Origin of the sequence: Actinospineispora eucalypti (assembly GCF_039543365.1) — a bacterium.
Classification (GTDB): domain Bacteria; phylum Actinomycetota; class Actinomycetes; order Mycobacteriales; family Pseudonocardiaceae; genus Pseudonocardia; species Pseudonocardia eucalypti.
Genome location: NZ_BAABJP010000026.1, coordinates 42764 through 63860 on the forward strand (window position 1 = coordinate 42764; position 21097 = coordinate 63860).

The following is a 21097-nucleotide window of genomic DNA, read 5'->3' on the forward strand; positions in this document are numbered from 1 at the left end:
CGCTACTCGGTCTCGGTCGTTGCCGGGTCGGCGAGAACGGACAGAAGGTCCCGTGCCGAGACCCTGCCCACTACCGTGCCCCGTTGGTCACGCACCGGCAGATGTCGCACACCGGCCTCGTCCATCCGGGCCGCGACGTCGCGGATCGTGTCCTTCGCCGACACCCACGCCACATCGGGGTTCATCACGTCCTCGGCCGGCTGCTCGTCCAGCTCTGCCCCGGTCCCGAAGACCCGGTCCCGTTCGGAGATCACGCCCAGCGCCATCATGTCCTCCCCTGAATGGTGATCCCGATCGTCGATCAACCACCAGCCGCGGGAGAAGGGTCGTAGTACCCCATCGGGCGAGCTATCCGGCATCAGTGCGCCAAGCCGTCCGCCCTCTAGCGAGGTGCGGCGCCGGGCTCGGGACCCAGCGCGCCTTACCCGTAGTAGCCAACCCGCCAGGATCACCGCAACACGCCGACGTTGAACCTGAAGATCCACGCCGGGTACCGGGCCATGGCAAGCACCGCCACCCACGCCACCAGCGTGAGCAGCATGAAGGCGGGCCGGAAGTGGGGTCTTTCGGCTCTCGAGGAAGAGCCGAGCGACGCTACGCAGCCTCCCGGCCGGGCGGCAACGTGGCTGGTCCCGAACAGAGGAGGATCGATGATCAAGCAGCGGATCGTCGCCGCGGTGGATGGCTCCGACCGGGCGTTGGAGGCCGTGCGATGGGCGGCGTGCGAGGCGTTGTCGCGACGTGGCTCGACCCTGCGGATCGTGGCGGCGAGGATGGCCGAGTCCACGCACGTTCCGGTCGAGGGATTCAGCGCGGTCGAGTACCAGCGAGCGGTCCTGGCCGACGCCGAAGACCGTCTGGACGTGGCCGAGTCGGTGGCCCGGGGGATCTCACCGGACCTCACGGTCGAGCGGGAGTCGAGGGAGGGATCGGCCCGCGCCGTGCTGCTGGACGAGTCAACCCGGGCCGATCTGGTTGTCCTGGGCCACCGTGGGCATGGGGGTTTCGTCGGTCTCCTCCTCGGCTCGGTCGCGGTGTCGGTGGCCGCCCACGCTTCGTGTCCCGTCGTGGTCGTGCGACAACCCGGCAGTGATGTCAGCGGCGACCGGGCGCCGGTCGTCGTCGGCGTGGACGGCTCGCCGACGAGCGAGACGGCACTGGGTTTCGCGTTCGACGTGGCGGCGCGCCGGCACGTCCCGCTGGTCGCGGTGCACACCTGGTTCGATCTGGCGGTGGAGCCGGAGCTGGTAGCCATGATCGACCTTGACGCGGTGCTCGAGCAGGAACGTGAGCTGCTTGCCCAGCGCCTCGCGGGCTGGTCGGAGAAGTACCCCAATGTCGAGATCCGCCGACACGTCGCACGCGATCAGCCGGCGTGGTCGTTGGTGGAGCAGTCCGGCGATGCCGGCCTGGTCGTGGTCGGCGCCCGAGGTCGCGGCGTGATCGCGGGCACGCTGCTCGGGTCGGTCAGCCAGGCCGTCCTGCATCACGCCAAGTGTCCGGTCGCGGTCGTCCGCCCGACGCCCGACCACGCCTGACGTGCTCTCACGCGGGACTTTGCTCCCGCTATTCGCCGATCTGTCGGTCGTGGGCGGTCGCGGCCGGCAGCCGGCGGGCGATGTGGCAAATTTTCCGACCAGCGGCACACCGCGTTGGACGAGCGGGCGACCGAGTTGCTCGCTCGCCCGCGACAGGTCGCGGCCGGAGCGTCCGCCGGAGGTCACGGCGCGGCGATCCGAAGCATCATCTGCGGATACAGCGACCGCCCGAGCGAGCGGACCAGCGCGGTACGCACCGTGGGGGCGGACAGGGCCGCCGGCAGCATCGAGGTGACCAGACCGCATCGAGCGGCGGTGAGCGCCAGGTGCTGCCCGGCCTGCCCGGCGCTCAGCTGGGCGGCCGGCAGATCGTGGTAGGACCCGAGCACGGCCAGCATCCGCGTCGAGCCAGTCACCTCATACCCGAGGCCAAGCTCAGCGCGCAGGTCCTCGGATCCGCCCTGGTCGACGCGCTTGAGCCAACACCCCTCGAGCTGGACGGCACGTCGCAGAGCGTGCGGCACCGAAGGCGGCAGCGGCGCCGAACCCGGGAAGGGCCGCATCGACGTTCCCGACAGCACCGCGTGCAGCTGGGTCAACTCATCCGGACGCTCGATCGGGGCACCCATGCGCACACTCGCCAGCAGTTCGTGCCGGCTGGGCGAGGGCAGCAACGTGGTGACCGGCCGACGCCCCAGCGTCGCGACCGCGATACGGAGGTTGAACAGTGCCGCGCCGCCGGCCAGCCGCAGACCGCGCCTTGCGCGCTCGCCGGCCGCGGTCCACCGGCCCCGGTCGACGTAGAGCTCGAACGCGCCGCCGGCGATCCGCGGCGTCCACGCCCCGGTGCACAGGAACGATCGCGCACCGACCGCCGCGTGCACCACGTCCCGCTCTCGGGTGCCTAAATCGGCGGGATCCACGGACGGTGTGGCCACCACGGTGCTCGTCATGCGGCGAGTGTGCGGGCGAGGCCGGGCGCACCACTATGGGCTGAGGTCCCCACCTACCGCGCCAGTGGTCCCTCCGGCTACCCGGCCACCCGTCCGCGACAGATTTTCGGGACTCTCGACGCGGGCGGAAGGGACTATCGACCGCTCCCCCGCGCGTGTTGAACCGAGACGATCGGATCGGTCACGGACAGCCCGTCGACGAGAAAGGAATCTCCATGGAGTGGAATTTTGTCGGCGTTTGGGGTTACGCCGTGATGGCAATCAGCATGGCGCTTTTCGTGGCGATCATCGCGATCGGCGTGGTTGCTGTGGCGCATTACGCGAAGCTTGGCCGTTCACGAACATCAGGAAAGTAGGAGAGAGGAAGGGAATCATGTCGGCTCCAACTCTGGCCAGCCGGACAAAGCCGGGTTACGAAGAGCGCGTGCGTCTGGCCGCGGCTGCGATCAGGCAGAACTCGCCCCTGGGCGAAGAGGACGCGCGCAGCCTCGCCATCCAGGTACTGCGGGCGGTCGATCACATCCCCGAGAAAATCCGGTGACCGTCGTCGACCTGGAGGGCGAACACCACGCACCAACTCCGATCGGGTTGCGCCGCGCTCAGAACGGCAACGTGCGTAGCCACGCCCCGTCGGGGGTGGCCGGTGCCAGCCGGATCCGCACGTCCACGGCCGTGACGGTGCCCGAGGTGAGGATCAGCGGGTTGATCTCGGCTTCGGCGATCTCCGGCAGGGCGGTGGCCAGCCACGCCATCCGGGCGATCACATCGGCGACCTTGTCGCGGCAGGATGCGTCCCGATCCGCGGCGAGCATTCGCGCCACGCCCCTGGGCGCGTCGAGGAGCTCGTCTAGGTCGGCGGCGGTCGCCGGCAACAGGCGGTGAGCGCGGTCGTTCACGATGTCGGTGTTCGTTCCGCCCAGTCCGACACTCAACAGTGCCCCGTAGGGCGGGTGGCGGGTCACCCCGATCAGCAGCTCGGACCCGGCGGGCACCAGCGGTTGGACGAGCACGCCGCGCGGCCGTTCGCCGAACCGCTCGGCCAGTGTCCGGTACCCGTCTTCCACCTCGAGGCAGGAGCGCAGGTCCGAGAGCACGCCACCGGCCCGGCTCTTGTGCAGCAGCCCAGGGGCGTCGGCCTTGAGCACCACTGGTCCACCGATCTGCCTCCAGCACCGGGCGGCTTCCTCCGCCGACCAGGCCAGCCTCGCTGGGGCGGTCGGGACGCGGGCCGCGGCGAGCAGCTCGTAGGCCGCGTCGGCGGCCAGCCAGGTGTCCTCGACGGCCGCCGCGGCCGTGTGCCCGGCCATCGCGGCCGTCACGATCTCGCGGGCCCGGGCCAGATCCACGCCGTCGGGTATCGGTGCGGGTCGGTCAGGTGTGTGTAGCCAGCGGCTTCGCCGGACGGCCAGCGCCAGCGCGTGGGCGGCGGCCGAGGGGTCGGCGAACCTGGGAACCGACGCCGCCTCTACTGCACCGGCGGCCACCCCGACGACGCCGACCGGTTGGCCGAACCGGACCGCGATCACCGGTTTCCCCGGGGAGTGCGCGGCCGCCGGCGCCACCAGCCCGGCGGGGTCGCCGACCTGGGTAGCCACAGTGATCACCATGACGGCATCGATCTCGGGAGCCGTCGTGAGCAGCTTGAGTGCGTCGGCGAACGTCTCGGCCGACACCGTGGCCGTGGTGTCCACCGGGTTGCCCACCGACGCGGTTGCCGGCAGCAGCCGGGCGAGACGCGCCCGGGTCACCTCGGACAGCGGGGCGACGACCAGCCCGTGCCGGGCACAGGCGTCGGCGGCGAGTACCCCGCCACCGCCGGCGTTGCTCAACACGGCCACCCGCGGCCCGGCCGGCGGCGGCTGCCAGCACAGCACGGCCAGCGCCCCGACCGCCTGGGTGAGATCGTCCACCGCGAGTACCCCGGCCCGGTCGAACAACGCCTCCCGTACCACCGCCGGGGTGGCACCGGCGGCGCTGTGCGAGGTGGCGGCCCGCTGCCCGGCGGTGGAGCTGCCGGAACGAATGGCCACAACCGGTGCCCGCCGGGCCAGTCTGCGCGCGATCTCGGTGAACTGTTCCGGCCGGCGGAACGACTCCACATAGAGCACAGCGGCGCGGGTGCGGGCGTCGTCGGCCCACCACAGCAGCATGTCGTCGCCGTTGACGTCGATCGAATCGCCGGTGGACAGGGCTGTGGAGACGCCGAGGCCAAGCCGGTCGAGCTCGCTGGTCAGCCCGATCACCACTCCCCCGGACTGCGCCGCGACCCCCACCTCGCCAGCGGTGCCCCCTCGGCCGAAAGTCGCCCGCAGGCGCACCTGGGGGTCGGTGTTGAGCACGCCGAGACTGTTCGGCCCGACGATCCGCATCCCGTACCGGCGCGCCGCGTCGACCAGCCGCGCCGAGGCAGCCGAATCGGTGCTCACCCCTGAGGTCACCACCAGCAGCGCACGTACACCGCGCCGACCGCACTGTTCAGCCACATCCCCGACTTGTGACGCGGGCACGGCGAGTACCGCGAGGTCCACCTCGGCCGGGATCTGGTCGACCGACGGGTAACAGGTCATGCCCGCGACCGTGCTCGCGCGCGGATTCACCACATGCAGCGGTCCGGAGAACCCGGCGGCACGGATCTGGCACAACACCATCCGACCCACTGACTCGGCGCGGCGCCCGGCGCCGATCACGGCGACCGAGCGTGGTTCGAGCAGGGCCCGCAGGCTGGCCTCGTCCGCGCTGGCCTGCCGGGCGAGGACGGCGTCGAGGTAGTCCGTGCGGTCCTCGTCGCGGGGCATGTCGATGACCACGTGGCTGACCGGGCCGTCGTAGTCGATGCGGTGCGGCAGGCCGAGATCCTCGATGACCCGCAGCATGCCGTGGTTGACCGTCAACACGTCCGCGACCACCCGCGGCAACCCGTCGGCGATAGCCGACGCGACGAGCTGCTCGAGAAGCAACGAGCCCACACCGTTGCGCTGCTCCGGGCGGGCGACCGCGACGGCGATCTCCGGGGCCCGACCGCCGGGCTCGCGGCGGTAATGCGCCACGCCCACCAAGCCACCCCGATGGAACGCCCCGAACGCGGCCGTGTCCGGCTGCGTCACCATCTCCGCCACCACCCGCGCACTTGCCGGGGCGCCGGTGAAGAAACGCAGGTAGACGTCGTCGGCGGGCAACCGGCCATGCAGGTCTTCGACAGCCGGCCGGTCCGAAGGACCGAGCCGGCGAATGAACACCGCTGAACCGTCGGACAACAGCGAGCGCCCGATCGCGGGCGGCGTCCCACATGTAGTCATTGCCCCAGCACACGCTTCCCCACACCACCTGGACACGGCCAATGGTCCCGAGCACCAGCGCCGATCGGCCCCTGCTCCCTGGCCGCCGGGCGGACCCGACCTTCGGCCCCGGCCCGAAGGACGTTCGACCGCGGCCGACTCCGGACAGGCTGCTTAGCGTTCTGCACATGGTGTTGCGAGCCAGGGAAGTCATGACCGACCGGGTCATCTCCGTCCGTCCGGACACACCGGCCGAACGGGCGCGGGCACTGCTGGTCGAGCGCCGGTTCAGCGCGCTACCGGTGGTGGACGGGCACAACCACCTGGTCGGTGTGCTCGACGCCGCCGATCTGGTGCGCCTCGACCACACCCCACGGGGGCTGCCGCCCCACACCGTCGGCGGTCTGATGCGCCGCGGCGTGGTGTGCATGTCGCCCGAGTCCGACATCGGGGTGCTCACCCACCGCCTGCGCACCTACGGCGAGCCGCAGATGATGCCGATCGTCGAGCACGGGTTCCTGGTCGGCGTGATCACCCGCGCCGACCTGCTACGGCCGCGTCCACGCGACGGCAAGCTCGGCCGGCTCGCGCGCCGAGCGGCGAATCTACTCAAGGGCGGCGGAACGGCCGGCCGGCCCCGTCCTCCGGCAGCCGCGCGGAAGCTCAACCGAACCGGCACATTGCACGCCCGGGACATCATGACTTCCGCCGACCTCGTCACGGTCACCGAGAACACCCCGCCCGACCACGCGGCCAGGCTGCTCGTCGGCAACCGGTTCACCGCCCTGCCGGTGGTGGACGTGGCCGGGCGGCTGGTCGGGCTGGTGAGCGAGGCGGACCTGATCGACGATCCCCTCAACGGCCGGCGGACTCCCCGCCCGCGCAGCGTCGCCGCCGCGATGACCACCGACGTCATCACCCGGCCACCGGACGCCCCGGTCGTCGAGCTCGCCCAAGTGCTGTCCGACGGCGGCCTGCGGCTGGTGCCGATCGTGGCGGGCGACCGGCTGGTCGGGGTGGTCAGCCGGGGCGATGTGCTGCGGGCGCACGGCATTCCACACTCCCCTTGACGGGGCGGCATTTCACTCAGTACGCCTCGCTCACCACCGGACCCGGCCGATCGACAACCCATGCACGCATTCGTCCAGCCTCGCGCGGCGGTCGGCGCCGCGGCTGCTTTCCTTCGGCCCCGGTGACCGGACCGATCGTCCCTCGTCGGGGCCGGGGATCTTCGGCTTCGCTGAACGTCAAGCGATCTCATTCACTCGAGGGCGCGACGCCGAGCACGGGAGAACCGTGGCGGTCGGGCGCGCCTGGATCGGAGGACCATGTCCAGTACCGACGCGCCACAACACGATTCACCGAGGCTTGGCCTGATCTCCGCGACCGGCCTGGTCATGGGCAGCATCGTGGGGACCGGGGTGTTCACCATGCCCGCGGTGTTGGCCGGCGGCGGCACCAGCTCGCTGCTGGTGCTCACCGTCGTCGCGGTCGGCGCCACGCTGCTCGGGGTGTTGTTCGGGCAGCTCACCCGGCGGGTGCCGAACGCCGATGGCGGTCTGTACGCCTACTCCCGGCACGAGTTCGGCGATTTCGCCGGCTACCTAACCGGCTGGTGCTACTGGATCACCGCCTGGGTAGGCAACGCCGCCATCGTGGCTTCCTGGGTGATGTACGTCGAAGCGCTGCTGGGACTCAAGGAACCGGTTTGGTGGCAGGACTGGGCGATCGCGCTGGTGGGGCTGTGGATCCCCGCCGCGGTGAACCTGATCGGGGTCAGGCAGATGGCCTGGTTCGAGAACCTGACCGTGGTACTGAAGTTCCTGCCGCTGCTGTTCGTCGGGATCATCGGCTGGTTCTTCGTGTCGTACGGCAACTTCGGCGCGTTCAACGCCTCCGGCGGCAGCCTCTACCAGGCCATCGGCATCGCGGCGGGGGTGGCGCTGTTCGCGTTCATCGGCGTCGAAGTCGCGGCCATCACCGCGAAACGGGTCCGCAACCCGGGCCGCAACGTCGGCCGGGCCTCGGTCCTGGGTACCGCCAGCTCCGCCGTGCTGTATGTGGCCGTGTCCGCCGCGGTGATGGGCCTGGTGCCGCACGACGTCCTGGTGGGCAGCGGCACCCCGTTCGTGCCCGCGTTCGAAGCGATCCTGCCCGGCGCCGGCTGGGCCGGCACGCTGGTCGCCGCGCTCGCGGTGGTCTCCGGGATCGGCGCGCTCAACGGCTGGACCCTGGTCACCGCCGAGGTCTCCCGGGCGGCGGCCAACGACGGCCTGTTCCCCGGGTTCTTCGCCCGCACCGACCGCAAGGACACCCCGTGGCTGGGCATCGCGGTGGCCGCGCTGCTGCCCTCGGCGCTCATGCTGTGGCGCTACAGCGGCGGCTCCGGGCTGGCCGTGTTCACCTACCTGGTCAACCTGTCGGTGGTCACGGTGGCCATCCCCTACTTCTTCTCCGCCTGCGCCCAGCTGGCCTACCTGGTGTCCCGCCGTCGCCGACCCACCGGCTGGCTGCTGGCCAGGGACCTGCTGATCAGCGGCGCGTGCGTGTTGTTCGCGCTGTGGGTCACCGCCGCGTCCGGCTACGCCGCCGTGTACCAGGCCACCCTGCTGCTACTGGCCGGCCTGGTCCCGTACGTGTTCTTCAAGGCCCGCCGGGAACGCACCGGGCTCTGCGCCGCTCCCCAGGAGCTGCCACCTGTCCAGGACGTCGACCGTCGCTGGCCCGAAGCCGCCTGACCGGCGAAGGAGACTTTCGATGAACCTCGGCGTGCGCTCGGAGGTGGGGCGGCTGCGGCAGGTGATCGTGCACCGGCCCGGCCTGGAACTGAGCCGGTTGACCCCGCGCAACATCGGCGAGCTGCTGTTCGACGACGTCATGTGGGCCAAGAAAGCGAAGGAGGAGCACGACGTGTTCGCCGAGACCCTGCGCGAACACGACGTGCGCGTGCACTACTTCGGCCAACTGCTGGCCGAGACGCTCCACACCGACGCGGGCCGCGCGTTCGTGTTGGACCGGGTGTGCACGCCCGAGCTCGTCGGCCCCGCTCTGGTGCGGCCGCTGCGGGCGTTGTTCGACGATCTGGACGGCCAGGAGCTCGCGACCTGCCTGGTGGGCGGGGTGTTGAAGGCTGACCTGAAGCCGCTGCGCGCCAGCAGCCTCAAATGGGACATGCTGCGCGCCGACGACTTCCTGCTGCCACCCTTGCCCAACCACCTGTTCCCCCGCGACAACTCCTGCTGGCTCTACCAGGGGGTGTCGATCAACCCGATGGCCAAACCCGCCCGCCGGCGCGAAACCCTGCACATGCGCGCCATCTACCACCACCACCCGCTGTTCGCCGAGGCCGAGTTCACCACCTACTACGGCGACGACGACCGCATCCACCTGCCGGCCACCGTCGAGGGCGGCGACGTGCACGTGCTCGGCGACGGGGCGGTGCTGATCGGGATGGGTGAGCGCACCACACCGATGGCGGTGGAACTGCTCGCCGGTGCCCTGTTCGACGCCGGCCAGGCGCGGCTGGTGATCGCGGTCGAGCTGCCCCGCTCGCACGCGATGATGCACCTGGACACCGTGATGACCATGCTCGACACCGACACCTTCGTGCTCTACCCCTACTTCGACGCGCGGCCCCGCTCGTGGAGCCTCACCCCGTCCCAGCGGCCCGGGGAGCTGGCGGTACGGCCCAACGCCGACTTCTGGGACGCGCTGGCGGCGGCGCTGCGGGTCGATCGGGTCACCGTGCTGCGCACCGACGAGGACGTCCGGGCCGCGGAACGGGAGCAGTGGGACGACGGCAGTAACTATCTCGCCGTTGCGCCCGGTGTGGTCGTCGGCTACGACCGCAACGTGGCCAGCAACACCATGCTGCGCAAACACGGCATCGAAGTCATCACCGTGCCCGGCGGGGAGCTCGGCCGAGGCCGGGGCGGTCCCCGCTGCATGACCTGCCCCATCGAGCGCGACCCGGCATGAGAATCGTAGCCGCGCTCGGCGGCAACGCACTGCTCGAACGCGGCGAGCCACCCGAGGCGGACGTCCAGGAACGGCACGTGCGCCGCGCCGCCGAGGCGCTCGCCCCGCTGGCCCTCGCCCACGACCTGGTGATCACCCACGGCAACGGCCCTCAGGTCGGGCTGCTCGCGCTGGAGAGCGAACGCGACCCGGCCCTGCGCCGGCCGTTTCCCTTCGACACCCTGGGCGCACAGACCCAGGGAATGATCGGATACTGGCTGGTCACCGCGCTGCAGAACGCGGCGGCGGTCGAGGCAGCCTGCCTGATCTGCCGCACAGTGGTAGCCGCCGACGACCCGGCCTTCGACCATCCCACCAAGTTCGTCGGTCCGGTCTACGACGAACCCACCGCCGAGCGGCTGGCCGCCGAACGGGGCTGGCGGGTCCGCCGGGACGGGGCCGCGTGGCGCCGGGTGGTGCCATCGCCAGAGCCGGTCGAGCTCATCGAGTTCCCGCTCATCGAACTGCTCGCCGACCGCGGCACCACCGTGGTGTGCGCCGGCGGGGGCGGCATCCCGGTCACCCACGACCGCGTCGGCCGGCTGCACGGCGTCGAGGCCGTGGTGGACAAGGACCTCACCGCCGCGCTGCTCGCGCACGCCCTCGGCGCGGAGGTCCTGCTGCTGCTCACCGACGTGGACGCCGTCTACACGGGGTTCGGCACCGCCGGTGCGGCACCGATCCGCCGGATCTCCGCCCGGGAGCTGCGCTCCGCATCCTTCCCGGCCGGCTCGATGGGTCCCAAGGTCGAGGCGGCCTGCCGGTTCGTCGAATCCGGCGGGCGGTTGGCCGCGATCGGGCGCCTGGTGGACGCCGAGGCACTGCTCGCCCAGACGGCCGGGACCTCTGTCACCGGTTGACCCACCGACAACCCTTCGGCCAGCCGAGTCGGGCCCGAAGTCCCTCCCCTGTCTGGCCAATCGGGAGCACGGTCGAGATCCGGATCCCGCTGCCCGAGCCGAAGGCCCAGGCCGAACCCAAGCAGATCACGATCAACAAGGAATAGCTGGTTCGCCCGAGGTCGCCGGGCCGGCGGTCTCGCCGGCCCGGCACCTCAGGACCACGCCATGAACCCGCGGATACCGCTCCCATTCGATGCACGCGGCCGCCCCGACGTGCTCAGCCGGGCCGAGTGCATCCGGCTGCTTCCCACGGTCCCGGTCGGTCGCCTGGTCTTCGTGCACGACGGCGAGCCCCGGGCGTACCCGATGAACTTCACCGCCGACGGGCCGCGCATCTGGCTGCGCGGCGACAGGGTGGGCGCGGCGGCGGACATCGCGCCCGACGCCCCCGTCGCGTTCGAGGTCGACAGCTACGACGCATGGCAGCGGACCGGCTGGAGCGTGCTGGTCACCGGACGGCTGCGCTGGCTGGCCGAGCAACCCGACGGGCGTCTGCCGATGTGTACGCCCTGGGCGCCGGGCCGCAGGTCGCGGGTGGGCCGCCTCGACGGGTCGGGCATCAGCGGCCGGCGGATCAGCGGCCCGGCCCGGTAGCCCCGGCCCGACTGGTGTCGGAAGTCCCCACCGGTTCCGGCCATCGACCCTGCCCGCCCGGCCGGGGAGCCGAGATCGTGAACGCAAGCCACAAGCCACCGCGAGGAGCGACATCGTGCTCGAGCTACAGCAGGTCACCAAGATCTACCGGACCGGCACGGTCACGCTGCGGGCGTTGGATGCGGTGAGCCTGACCATCACCGACGGGGAGATGGTTGCCATCATGGGGCCGTCCGGATCCGGCAAGTCCACGTTGATGAACATCCTCGGCTGCCTGGACGTGCCGACCGAGGGCCGATACCTGCTGGACGGGGTCGACGTCTCCGGCATGAGCGACGACGAACTGGCCCGGATCCGCGGCCACAAGATCGGGTTCGTGTTCCAGTCGTTCAACCTGATTCCCCGCACCAACGCCGTACGCAACGTCGAGCTGCCGCTGCTCTACACCGGCGCGCGGCAACGCCGCCAGCTCGCCCAACGGGCGCTGGCCCGGGTCGGCCTGGCTGACCGGGAGAAGCATCAGCCCACCGAGCTGTCCGGCGGCCAACAACAGCGGGTGGCGATCGCTCGGGCACTGGTCACCAACCCGACCCTGCTGCTGGCCGACGAGCCGACCGGCAACCTGGACACCGCCACCAGCAACGAGATCATGCGCCTGCTGGTGGAGTTCAACGACTCCGGCCGCACCGTCGTCATCATCACCCACGACGAGGAGGTGGCCGCGTTCGCCGAGCGGGTCATCCGCCTGCGCGACGGCCGGGTGGTCAGCGACCAGCGCCAACCGGCACGGACGACGCCGCGCGCCGGCCCCGGCGCGGAGCGGGTAGGCGCCGCGTGACCGATCCCGGCGCCGTCCTCGCTGTGCCGGCGGGAGCCGCGCTCATCCTGCTCGCCGTCATCGACGTGTTCGTCACCCTGTTCTTCCACGCGGAGCGCCCGGCACTCAGCCGGGTGTTGATCCGGGGGATCTGGTCGTTCTGCCGCCGGCTGCCCCCGCCGGGTCTGCTGACGCTCGCCGGGCCGGTGTCGTTCCTCGTCGTGGTGACCGACTGGGCCTTGCTGCTCGGCGTTGGGTGGGCGTTGGTTTACTGGCCGTGGATGCCCGGCGACTTCACCCACGCGACCCCGGGCGATCGGGCCGGCGGGTTCATCGACTCCCTGTACTTCTCGCTGGTGACGCTGGCGACGCTCGGCTACGGCGACATCGCGCCGGCCGCCGGCTGGCTGCGGGTGCTCGCGCCGCTGCAGTCGCTGCTCGGGCTCGGGCTGCTCACCGCCAGCGTCTCCTGGCTGCTGTCGATATTTCCGGTGCTGTCGCGGCGACGGGCGCTCGCCTACGAGATCCGCCTGCTGGAGGCGGCCCGGGGCGAGCACCCGTCGCCGCTGCCCGCCGCCGTCTACGCCGACCTCACCTCGCGGCTGATCGCCAGCGAGCGGGACCTGGTCACCTTCCCGGTCACCTACTACTTCCGCGACGACGACCACCGGTTCGCGCTGGCGGGGGCCATCGGGCGCCTACTTACCCTGGCCGAAGAGGCGCGCGAGCAGTGCGTGTCGCCGGAGGTGCGCTTCCACGGCGAGCTGCTGCTGCGGGCCATCGACGACTTCGCGGCAAGCATCGCCGAGCGTTTCCAACTGCCCAACGGCGGCCGCGCCCGGGAGGTCCTCGACGCCTACGCCCGCGACCACCGGCTCGACGCCAGCTGAGCCCAGAGCTCGACCCAGCCGGGAGGGCGATGCTGGGAGGCGGGCCGCTCGCACGCGCCGAGTCAGGTCACCGCCCGACCCGACCCGGGCCGCCAGGCCTCGGGGTCGAGCCCCCGGCGGGCCACCGTGCGCAGCACGTCGCGACGGCTCACGATGCCGACCAGGCGACCGTCGTCGACGATCGGCACCGACCTGACCCCGAGGTCGAGCATGAGCTCGACCACGGCGGCCACGTCGTCCTCCGGGCGGAAGCAGATCGGCGCGAGCGTCATCGCCGTCGCCACCGATGCCTCCGCGCCGTACGCGGCGGGCCAGCCTTCCGGTGTGACCCGGCCGCGTACCAGGTCGGCCTCGGTCACGATGCCGACGAGCTCGCCGTGCCGGTCCACCACCGGTGCCGCCGTGAATCCGTGCGACACCAGCAGCGCCGCGGCGGCGGGCACCGGGGTGTCGGAGCGGACCGTGATCACCGGGCTGCTCATCACGTCACGTGCCTTCACCGTAGGCCTCCTCTTTCGCCGGGTCCGGGAGACGACACGCTGCCGGTTCGCGGGGGGCCGGTCCAGGGTCCAAGGGCCTCGGAACCCGGGCATCGCGGTACCCGAAGTGGGGACCTTATGACCGGGAATCGGCTGCGTATGGCCCTGCGCACGCGCCGAGCGGCTCGAGATGCTCGGACCCGGACCATTGGAAGGGAGTCGGGGTGGACACGAACACGGACGCCTCGGCGCCCGTTGGAGGAGGTCGTCGACGTCACCGGCGTGGAGCCGGTGAGCTGACCACCTCGCCGGGCTCACGCCGCGACGTCACGGCTGGCGCCGCTGGTCCCGCAGCTCCGTGGCCAGCACCGCGACCTGGGTACGGCGCTCCATGCCAAGCTTGCTCAGCAGCCGGGACACGTAGTTCTTGACGGTCTTCTCCGCCAGGTACATGCGCTCGGCGATCTGCCGGTTGGTCAGCCCTTCGCCGATCAGCTCCAGCAAGGTCCGTTCACGCTCGGTCAGCCCGGCCAGCGGACCCGGCTCCTCGACGCTCTCCCGCAGCCTGGTCATCAACGCGGCGGCGGCGCGGTTGTCCAGCAGCGATCGCCCGGTGCCGACGGTACGTACCGCCGAGATCAGCTCCAAGCCTTTGATGTCCTTGATGACGTAGCCGCCGGCGCCCGCCAGGATGGCGTCCATCATCGCCTGCTCATCGGTGAACGAAGTGAGCATCAGGCAGTTCAGCTCCGGCAGCCGCGAGCGCAGCTCCCGGCACAGCTCCACCCCGTTCCCGTCGGGCAGCCGCACATCGAGCACCACCACGTCCGGGCGCAGGGCGGGTATCCGCGCCAAAGCCTCCGACACCGACGACGCCTCCCCGATCACGGACAGGTCCTCCTCCGCATCGATCAGGTCGGCCACGCCGCGGCGCACCACCTCGTGATCGTCGACCAGGAAGACCTTCAACATCCCCGCGCTCCTTCGACCCGCGCCCAGCCGGCGGCTGGGACCTACGGCCCAGGTTAGGCGCCGTGCAGACCCCGCTCCTGTGGCCAAATGATGCCGCGGATCGGGACCAAGGTCACCAGTTCGGCCCGAGTGGGGCAGCGCCTCATGGCCATGCGCCCCGGAACTTGGGGACCAGCGACCCCTGTGTCGGCCGGGTGGTTCGCGGTGCACTGATCACAGCCTGTTCCACCCGATCGGATCGGAGTCACACGATGCGTTCGAACCAGCCGCCCGAGACCTTCGCGAGCTGTCACGAGACGCACGTCGCGGTGGTGTTCCTGGTCGGCGACCGGGCCTACAAACTCAAAAAGCCGGTGCGCATGGGCTTTCTGGACTTCACCAGTCGCGCGGCGCGGTTGGCCGCCTGCCGCCGCGAGGTCGAGCTCAACCGCCGCCTCGCCCCGGATGTCTATCTCGGGGTCAGCGACGTCACCGACCCGGCCGACGGCGGACCGGCCGACCATCTCGTGGTCATGCGCCGCATGCCCGAGGACCGCCGGCTGTCGACCCTGGTCACGGCGGGCGCCCCGGTCGCCGATTCGCTGCGCGCCCTGGCCCGCCAGCTCGCGGTGTTCCACGCGAAAGCCGAACGGGGACCGGCCATCTCGGCCGCATGCACCGCCGAGGCAGCCTCGAAACGCTGGGCGGACCTGTTCGATCGTCTCCACCGCTTCCGCGGCACCCGGCTCGACCCGCACCAGGCCGAGCGGACCGCTCGGCTCGCGCTGAAGTTCACCGCCGGGCGCACCGAGCTCTTCGACTCGCGATGCGCGGCCGGTCGTGCGGTCGACGGTCACGCCGACCTGCTGGCCGATGACATCTTCTGCCTGCCCGACGGTCCCCGCGCGCTGGACTGCCTGGAGTTCGACGACGCGCTGCGCTACGTCGACGCGCTCGACGACGCCGCGTTCCTCGCTATGGACCTCGAACGGCTCGGCCGCCCGGAACTGGCCAGCCAATTCCTCGCCGACTATGCCGAGTTCGCCGCCGACCCCGCGCCCGCCTCGCTGCGCCACCACTACGTGGCCTACCGCGCCTGCGTCCGCACCCTGGTCAACTGCCTCAAAGCCGACCAGGGCGACCACGAGGCCGCCGAGCTGGTCGAACCACACGCCCAGCTGTGCACCGAGCACCTCGAGCGAGGCGCGGTCCGGCTCGCCCTGATCGGCGGGCTGCCCGGCACTGGCAAGTCCACCCTCGCGGGCGCGCTCGCGGACCATTACGGCACTGTCCTGCTGTCCAGCGACCGGCTCCGCAAAGAATTGGCCGGCATGGATCCGGACCACCCGGCCACCGCCCCGTACCAGCACGGCCTCTACACCACCGCCACTACCGACCACGTCTACAGCGAACTGCTGCGCCGCGCCGAGAAGGCACTCGAACTCGGCGAACACGTGGTGATCGACGCCTCCTGGCACAACGCCGAGCACCGCGCCTGGGCCACCGACCTCGCCGAACGCACCCACGCGCAACTGCTCGAGCTGCGCTGCGACGCACCCCGCTCGGTCACCGCCGAACGAATCCTGCACCGACCCAGGGGCGCCTCCGACGCCACCCTCGCGGTGGCCACCGAGATGGCGCTGGACTTCGCCCCTTGGCCGCAAGCCACCACCATCCCGACCACCCGCGGCCCCGAGGACGCGCTGGCCCAAGCCCACGAAGCCTGGCGCGAGGCAACCGAGGCCAGCGATCGCCGGGGAAGGCCATGAGGTGAACGCTCCGCCGGGCGCGGTGGTCGTCGGGGTTGCCCCGTCCACCAACAGCGACCGTGCATTGTTGCCGAGGTGGGTGCGGATGCTCACACAGCCGTCCTCGTCCACGATGTGGTTGACCGGGCGGATCGCCGGCGTTCCTAGCGAGTGGCCGCTGCTCATTTCTGTTCCGCCTCTAACCGTGGGAAGCCGGAAGCGTCGCGCCGAGGAGTGCGCAGTGGCCGTCGTAGCGGCGGTACAACACCGCGCCTCGACCGGTATCGGCCTCGCGGAAGAACCGGTACGGCAACTCCGTCTCGCCCAGCTGCCGCGCCGCTTCCGCCGCGTCACAGCTCGGCACCGGGTGCACGTTGACCGTCACCGGCATGCTCGTGCGGGGTGCCGCGGCGGCCAGTCCGGCCACCCGGGCCAGGCGGTAACCGGTCGGCCCGACCCGATACACCATCGCGTCCTGGTCCGCCTCACTGTCGCGGAACAGGTAACAGTCGTAGTCACCGAGGTCCATGAGCAGCGCCGCCTGCTCCACGCCGCAGCCCACCAGCGGGTAGCGCTTCGTACGCACGATCCGGCGCTGCCCGACCGGCACCTCGACCGGCTCGGGCCTTGGCTGCCGGGATGGCCACGGTAGCGTGGTTCCCGGCTCGGCCAGCCGCGCCAGCTGTTCCTCCAGCCGCGCCACCAACAACCGGCCCGCCTCGGCAAAGAACCCAGCGGCGACCTGCGCGCGCACCTGCTGGCCCTTGAAGTCCAGGTTCATCTGCGCCAACGCTGCCCACCGCGGGCGCCGATGGTTCACCCGGGTAAGCCTGATCCGCGCGTCGGACCAGCACTCCGGCAACCGGGCGAGGAACCGCGCCACCTGCCGATGCACCTGCTCCCGCGCCCCGCCCGGCACCTCCCCCGCCGCCCGCACACTGATGCCATCGACAACCGAAAGATCGAGCACCGGCAGTTGGCCCTCCCTACTCACGCGCCGAACACCTCTGATCTGTCCGAGCACCGTTCTGCGACGGAACAGTGGCAATGACCTGCAACGATGCCGGCCATCCTGACGCGAGGAGTAGGCATGGTCTAGGGACCAAAGTCCCCCGGACATCGGACCTTTCGCCGGCGCACCCGGCGGCCGCTTCGATCCGCCCAGGCTCGGACCCGCGTCCGGTCCCGAACGTCGCCGCCGCGACCGTGTTCGATCATCTTCCGGGGCCCGAATCGGCGCACGGTGCGCGCATCCGGCGCTCAGGCGAACGTGACAGGCGAAGCGGCGCCCAGGAACGGCAACAACCGGCGCGCCGCCCGCGGCGTCACCACCGCACCGCCGGTCATGACGGGCTGTGCTGGTCTCGGGGCCGGTCGGGATTCGCGCCATCGCTTGACCGCGGTCCCTGGCGTGGCGTGCCGCAGCGGCCGGCCCACTCGAACAGGCCCACGATGAACAGCACCCACAGCGCCACACCGATCACCACCAGCAGCGCATACATCGGGCCGCCCCACAGCGCACCGCCATACCCGAGCATCATCCCCGCCCCCGCCTCGCCGAACGTGTACGAAGCACAGTCCGGGCAACGCTCGGTCGAACCGGCCGTGGTGAGGGAGTCGCGCTGCGCAACTTCGATCCCGTCCATGGCCCCAGCCAACCCCAGGCGGCACCCGCCGGGCAGGGTCATGCGTCCCGAACCGACAAGTCCAAGGAACCGACTGGGCCGGTGAGGGTACGTCGTCCCTCGGTACTCGGGACGTTCGGCCGCCGATCCGGGGCACTACCGCCCTGGGGAGGGCGTCCGGTCCCGCGAAAAATGATCTGTGCCTCGCCGGGAAGCGCAGCACCGCCCGGAACGGCGGGGCCGGCCGCCGATCCCCCCACTTGCGGTGGCCGCTCGCACGGTCGGGTGGGTGCGGAGTCCCTCGCCCCACCCGGCCGTCGCGCCCGACCCGCCACTTGTCGCTGGGGAGCGGACAGGTGGCCGCCCCGCCGGGGCAGCCGCTACGGGAGTGGCTGCCCCGGCCAGCGCGTCGCTGGCCCAGCTCGCTAGCGCCAGCCTCTCTGGGAGGCGTCAGGGTCACGCCAGACCAGCTAAGGCCGATCGTCCCGACACACCGGGACCTCGACCCCTGCCCCCATCCGCACACACCCGCCCAGTGCCCTGATCGGCGCCGGCCTACTGGTGGCGGAGCGCATCGAGGGGGCGCAGTCGGGCGGCGTGGTACGCGGGGTAGCCGCCGGCGACGATGCCGACCAGGACGGTGACCCCCAGCGCGATCAGTGACCACACCGGTGACGTCGCGGGTGCCGGGAGGTCGGGAAGAGCGTGCGGGATGAGCATGCCCGCGACCTCGGTCAATGCCACGCCGAGCACGACGCCGACCAGACCGCCGGTCGCCGTGAGCATGATCGACTCGGTGAGGAACTGGCGCAGGATGGCGCCGCGGGTGGCGCCGACGGCCTTGCGGATCCCGATTTCCCGGATGCGTTCGGCGACCGAGACCAACATGATGTTGGCTATCCCGATCGCGCCGACGAGCAGCGAGATCGCCCCGATCGCGGCGATCGCGGCTCTGAGCCCGGTGAGGAACCGGATGTCCTGCTGGATCTCGTACTGGTAGTTGAGGACCTCGAAGTCACGCCGCGACGGGTTCGTGATGCCGTGCTGGTGGTCCAGCACGGCGGTGACCTCGTCACTGAGCGGGCCGACCGTCGTGAGGTCACCGGTTTCCACGATGATCTGGTCGACGGCGTTGTCCTTCCCGAACAGGTAGGCGCGGGCGGTCCGTTTGGGGACGATCACGATGTCGTCCTGCAGGCCGTTGGCGGTGATCGTGCCGACTACCGTGAACGTTGCGCCGGCGACCCGGACGTGCTGGCCGAGCGCGGCGCTCGGGTTGTTGCCGAACAGTTCCTCCACCGGCGTGGGACCCAGCACGATCTCGCGCACGACCGGACCCGACTCGGTCGGCGGGAGGAAGCGGCCGGCAGCCAGCCGCCGGTTGGCGACGGTCAGGTAGTCGTCGGGTGCGCCGATCGCGGTCACCCGTCGTTGCTCGGTGCCCGAGTCCAGGATCGCGCCGCCGGAGACCAGCGTTGTCACCGACACGACGTGGGGGACCTTGACCGGGTCGCGCAACGCTCGCGCGTCGTTCTCGGTGAGGTCCTGGACCTGGGCGGCGCCCGCCAGCTGCCCGGTGGTCTTGGTGACTATGACCTGTCTGACCAGCGGGCCGACCAGCTCGTAGTAGTAGGACTCCAGGGTGCGGCCCAGCGCCATACCCAAGATCACCGCCGCGACCCCGATCACGACCCCGAGCGTGGTCAGCCCGGAACGGAGCTTGTTGGCCCGCAAGGCCCGCAGAGCGGCGCGGAACGCCTCCCACAGATTCATCGGCCATCCCCTGCCCTGAAGTGGTGACCATTCGTGGTGGCGAGATGGTCGGTGAGGCGCGAGACCTTCGGGCGCTCACTCATAGCGCAGCGCCTCTACCACCGGCATCCTCGCGGCCCGGACGGCCGGGTAGAGGCCGGCCACGATGCCGATCGCGACGCTGATGCCGAATGACAGCAACACCGAGTCGACCGAGATGACCGGAGCTGGGAACACATCGGTCGAACGGGGGATCACGACCGCGGCCACCCGGCACACCAGCAGTCCGAACAGCACACCGGCCACCCCGCCCACGTTGGCCAACACGCTGGACTCGATCAGGAACTGCCGGACGACCGCGGCACGGGAGGCGCCGACCGCCTTACGCAGGCCGATCTCCCGGGTGCGCTCGGTGACCGAGACCAACATGATGTTGGCGACGCCGATGCCGCCGACCAGCAACGAGATCGCCGCGATCACACCGATGAACGCCTGCAGGGCATCGAGGAACTGCTGGCGTTGCTCGATCAAACGCTGCAAGGAGATCAACTCGAAGTCGCGGCGCCCCGGGTCGATGATGTGGTGTCGGGCGTCCAGGATCGCGGTGATCTGCTCGGTTGCGGCCGGCACGGTGGCCGCGCTGGTGGCTTTAACGATGACCTGGTTGACCGTGGTGTCGTTGCCGAACAGGTAGGTGCGGGCGGTCCGGATCGGCATGAGCGCGATGTCATCCTGCTGACCATTGGTGGTCAGCACCCCGACCACCACGAACGTGGTGCGGTCGAGGCGGACCTGTCGGCCCAGGGCGGCGAACGGATCATTGTGGAACAGCTCCCGGACCGGGGTCGGGCCGAGCACGATCTCGCGGGAACTCACTCCACCCCCGAGACGCTCCCGGACGACGTGGCGGCCCGCCCACAGTTTGCGGTCGGTCACCGTCACGTAGTCGTCGGTCGAGCCGAGGACAGTCACCCGGCGCTGGCCGGTGCCGGCGCGAAGCACCACACCCCCGGACACCAGCGGTGTCACCGAGGCGATGTCCGGCCCGCGGGCCGAGTCCCGTAGGGCGGCGACGTCCGCATCGTCGAGGTCCCTGACCTGCACCGCACCCGCCATGTGCCCCGCCGAGGAAGTCACGGTGATCTGCGTCATCAACGGCGCGACCAGCTCGTCGAACCAGGCTTTCACCCCGTTGCCCAACGCAACACCAATGATCACCGCCGCGATACCGATGATGATGCCGAGCGTGGTCAGCGCGGAACGCATCCTGTTGATCCGCAGCGCCCGCAGCGCCGTACGACACGCATCCCAGAAATTCATGGCCATTCCCGCCTCAACCCTTGCTGCCAGCCCAGACTGACCGACAGCAAGACCAAGGACAGGAGGCGAAAGACCCCACCGGCACGGTCGTTCGACGCGCGCATGGTTTGGTCGTGCTGGCCCCGATCGCGGCTCCCCCCAACAGTTGATCAAGTCGTCCCTTAATCAACTCCTGGCGAATACGAACACCGATCGGGAGACCCTGCGCGGCGCGAGTGACCTGGACGATCGCCCGA

20 protein-coding genes are annotated in these 21097 nt (G+C 70.9%); 11 read left to right on the plus strand and 9 right to left on the minus strand.

All coding sequences use genetic code 11. The annotated features are described in order from the left end of the window. Positions 1–2 precede the first annotated feature (2 nt). Positions 3–266 (minus strand): CBS domain-containing protein, encoded by a 264-nt coding sequence (locus ABEB12_RS23480; RefSeq protein WP_185065953.1) that lies wholly within the window; start codon positions 264–266, stop codon positions 3–5. A 384-nt stretch (positions 267–650) separates the two neighbouring features. Between ABEB12_RS23480 and ABEB12_RS23485 the strand changes: the two genes are divergently transcribed. Beyond that, on the plus strand, positions 651–1538 hold the full coding sequence (locus ABEB12_RS23485; protein WP_185065952.1) for a universal stress protein: 888 nt from the start codon (positions 651–653) through the stop codon (positions 1536–1538). 182 nt (positions 1539–1720) lie between these two features. Here the strand turns inward: ABEB12_RS23485 and ABEB12_RS23490 are convergent, their stop codons facing one another. Continuing rightward, the gene (locus ABEB12_RS23490; RefSeq protein WP_185065951.1) at positions 1721–2491 is read right to left on the minus strand and encodes a nitroreductase family protein; all 771 of its coding nucleotides are present in this window, start codon (positions 2489–2491) and stop codon (positions 1721–1723) included. Between the two features lie 215 nt (positions 2492–2706). Between ABEB12_RS23490 and ABEB12_RS23495 the strand changes: the two genes are divergently transcribed. Both ABEB12_RS23495 and ABEB12_RS23500 read left to right on the plus strand, forming a co-directional pair. Continuing rightward, on the plus strand, positions 2707–2847 hold the full coding sequence (locus ABEB12_RS23495) for a hypothetical protein (RefSeq protein ID WP_345703079.1): 141 nt from the start codon (positions 2707–2709) through the stop codon (positions 2845–2847). Positions 2848–2864: 17 nt separating this feature from the next. Further along, a complete protein-coding gene (locus ABEB12_RS23500; protein ID WP_185065949.1) occupies positions 2865–3032 on the plus strand; it encodes a DUF6307 family protein in 168 nt (55 codons plus the stop codon). A 58-nt stretch (positions 3033–3090) separates the two neighbouring features. Here the strand turns inward: ABEB12_RS23500 and ABEB12_RS23505 are convergent, their stop codons facing one another. Continuing rightward, positions 3091–5787, minus strand: coding sequence for a GNAT family N-acetyltransferase (locus ABEB12_RS23505; protein ID WP_185065948.1), 2697 nt, complete (start codon positions 5785–5787; stop codon positions 3091–3093). A 167-nt stretch (positions 5788–5954) separates the two neighbouring features. Between ABEB12_RS23505 and ABEB12_RS23510 the strand changes: the two genes are divergently transcribed. The 7 genes from ABEB12_RS23510 to ABEB12_RS23540 all read left to right on the plus strand — a co-directional run bounded on the left by ABEB12_RS23510 (position 5955) and on the right by ABEB12_RS23540 (position 12986). Then, the gene (locus ABEB12_RS23510) at positions 5955–6836 is read left to right on the plus strand and encodes a CBS domain-containing protein (RefSeq protein ID WP_185065947.1); all 882 of its coding nucleotides are present in this window, start codon (positions 5955–5957) and stop codon (positions 6834–6836) included. A 258-nt stretch (positions 6837–7094) separates the two neighbouring features. Beyond that, on the plus strand, positions 7095–8504 hold the full coding sequence (locus tag ABEB12_RS23515) for an amino acid permease (protein ID WP_185065946.1): 1410 nt from the start codon (positions 7095–7097) through the stop codon (positions 8502–8504). Positions 8505–8523: 19 nt separating this feature from the next. After that, on the plus strand, positions 8524–9744 hold the full coding sequence (locus ABEB12_RS23520; protein ID WP_185065945.1) for an arginine deiminase: 1221 nt from the start codon (positions 8524–8526) through the stop codon (positions 9742–9744). After that, positions 9741–10643, plus strand: coding sequence for a carbamate kinase (locus tag ABEB12_RS23525; RefSeq protein WP_185065944.1), 903 nt, complete (start codon positions 9741–9743; stop codon positions 10641–10643). Before ABEB12_RS23520 ends, ABEB12_RS23525 begins: the two co-directional genes overlap by 4 nt. A 207-nt stretch (positions 10644–10850) precedes the next feature. Further along, the gene (locus ABEB12_RS23530) at positions 10851–11279 is read left to right on the plus strand and encodes a pyridoxamine 5'-phosphate oxidase family protein (RefSeq protein WP_185065943.1); all 429 of its coding nucleotides are present in this window, start codon (positions 10851–10853) and stop codon (positions 11277–11279) included. Between the two features lie 115 nt (positions 11280–11394). Then, on the plus strand, positions 11395–12117 hold the full coding sequence (locus ABEB12_RS23535) for an ATP-binding cassette domain-containing protein (RefSeq protein WP_185065942.1): 723 nt from the start codon (positions 11395–11397) through the stop codon (positions 12115–12117). After that, a complete protein-coding gene (locus ABEB12_RS23540; RefSeq protein ID WP_185065941.1) occupies positions 12114–12986 on the plus strand; it encodes an ion channel in 873 nt (290 codons plus the stop codon). Before ABEB12_RS23535 ends, ABEB12_RS23540 begins: the two co-directional genes overlap by 4 nt. Positions 12987–13048: 62 nt before the next feature. Here ABEB12_RS23540 and ABEB12_RS23545 read toward each other — a convergent pair whose 3' ends face one another. Next, positions 13049–13486: a CBS domain-containing protein gene (locus ABEB12_RS23545; RefSeq protein ID WP_185065940.1), complete on the minus strand. Its 438-nt coding sequence runs from the start codon at positions 13484–13486 to the stop codon at positions 13049–13051. A gap of 306 nt (positions 13487–13792) precedes the next feature. After that, positions 13793–14437: a response regulator gene (locus tag ABEB12_RS23550; RefSeq protein ID WP_185065939.1), complete on the minus strand. Its 645-nt coding sequence runs from the start codon at positions 14435–14437 to the stop codon at positions 13793–13795. 251 nt (positions 14438–14688) lie between these two features. On the opposite strand from ABEB12_RS23550, the gene ABEB12_RS23555 reads away from it, so the two are divergent. Next, positions 14689–16185, plus strand: a complete 1497-nt coding sequence (locus ABEB12_RS23555; RefSeq protein WP_185065938.1) for an AAA family ATPase — start codon at positions 14689–14691, stop codon at positions 16183–16185. A 178-nt stretch (positions 16186–16363) separates the two neighbouring features. On the opposite strand, the gene ABEB12_RS23560 is transcribed toward ABEB12_RS23555, so the two are convergent. The 4 genes from ABEB12_RS23560 to ABEB12_RS23575 all read right to left on the minus strand — a co-directional run bounded on the left by ABEB12_RS23560 (position 16364) and on the right by ABEB12_RS23575 (position 20861). Then, complete coding sequence (locus ABEB12_RS23560; protein ID WP_345703080.1) at positions 16364–17158, minus strand: sigma 54 modulation/S30EA ribosomal C-terminal domain-containing protein; 795 nt, start codon at positions 17156–17158, stop codon at positions 16364–16366. A gap of 349 nt (positions 17159–17507) precedes the next feature. Beyond that, positions 17508–17810 (minus strand): hypothetical protein, encoded by a 303-nt coding sequence (locus ABEB12_RS23565; protein ID WP_185065936.1) that lies wholly within the window; start codon positions 17808–17810, stop codon positions 17508–17510. Between the two features lie 534 nt (positions 17811–18344). Beyond that, positions 18345–19562 carry an ABC transporter permease gene (locus ABEB12_RS23570; RefSeq protein WP_185065935.1) on the minus strand — a complete coding sequence of 406 codons (1218 nt, stop codon included), beginning with the start codon at positions 19560–19562 and terminating at the stop codon, positions 18345–18347. A 75-nt stretch (positions 19563–19637) separates the two neighbouring features. Beyond that, on the minus strand, positions 19638–20861 hold the full coding sequence (locus tag ABEB12_RS23575; protein ID WP_185065934.1) for an ABC transporter permease: 1224 nt from the start codon (positions 20859–20861) through the stop codon (positions 19638–19640). Positions 20862–21097 lie beyond the last annotated feature (236 nt).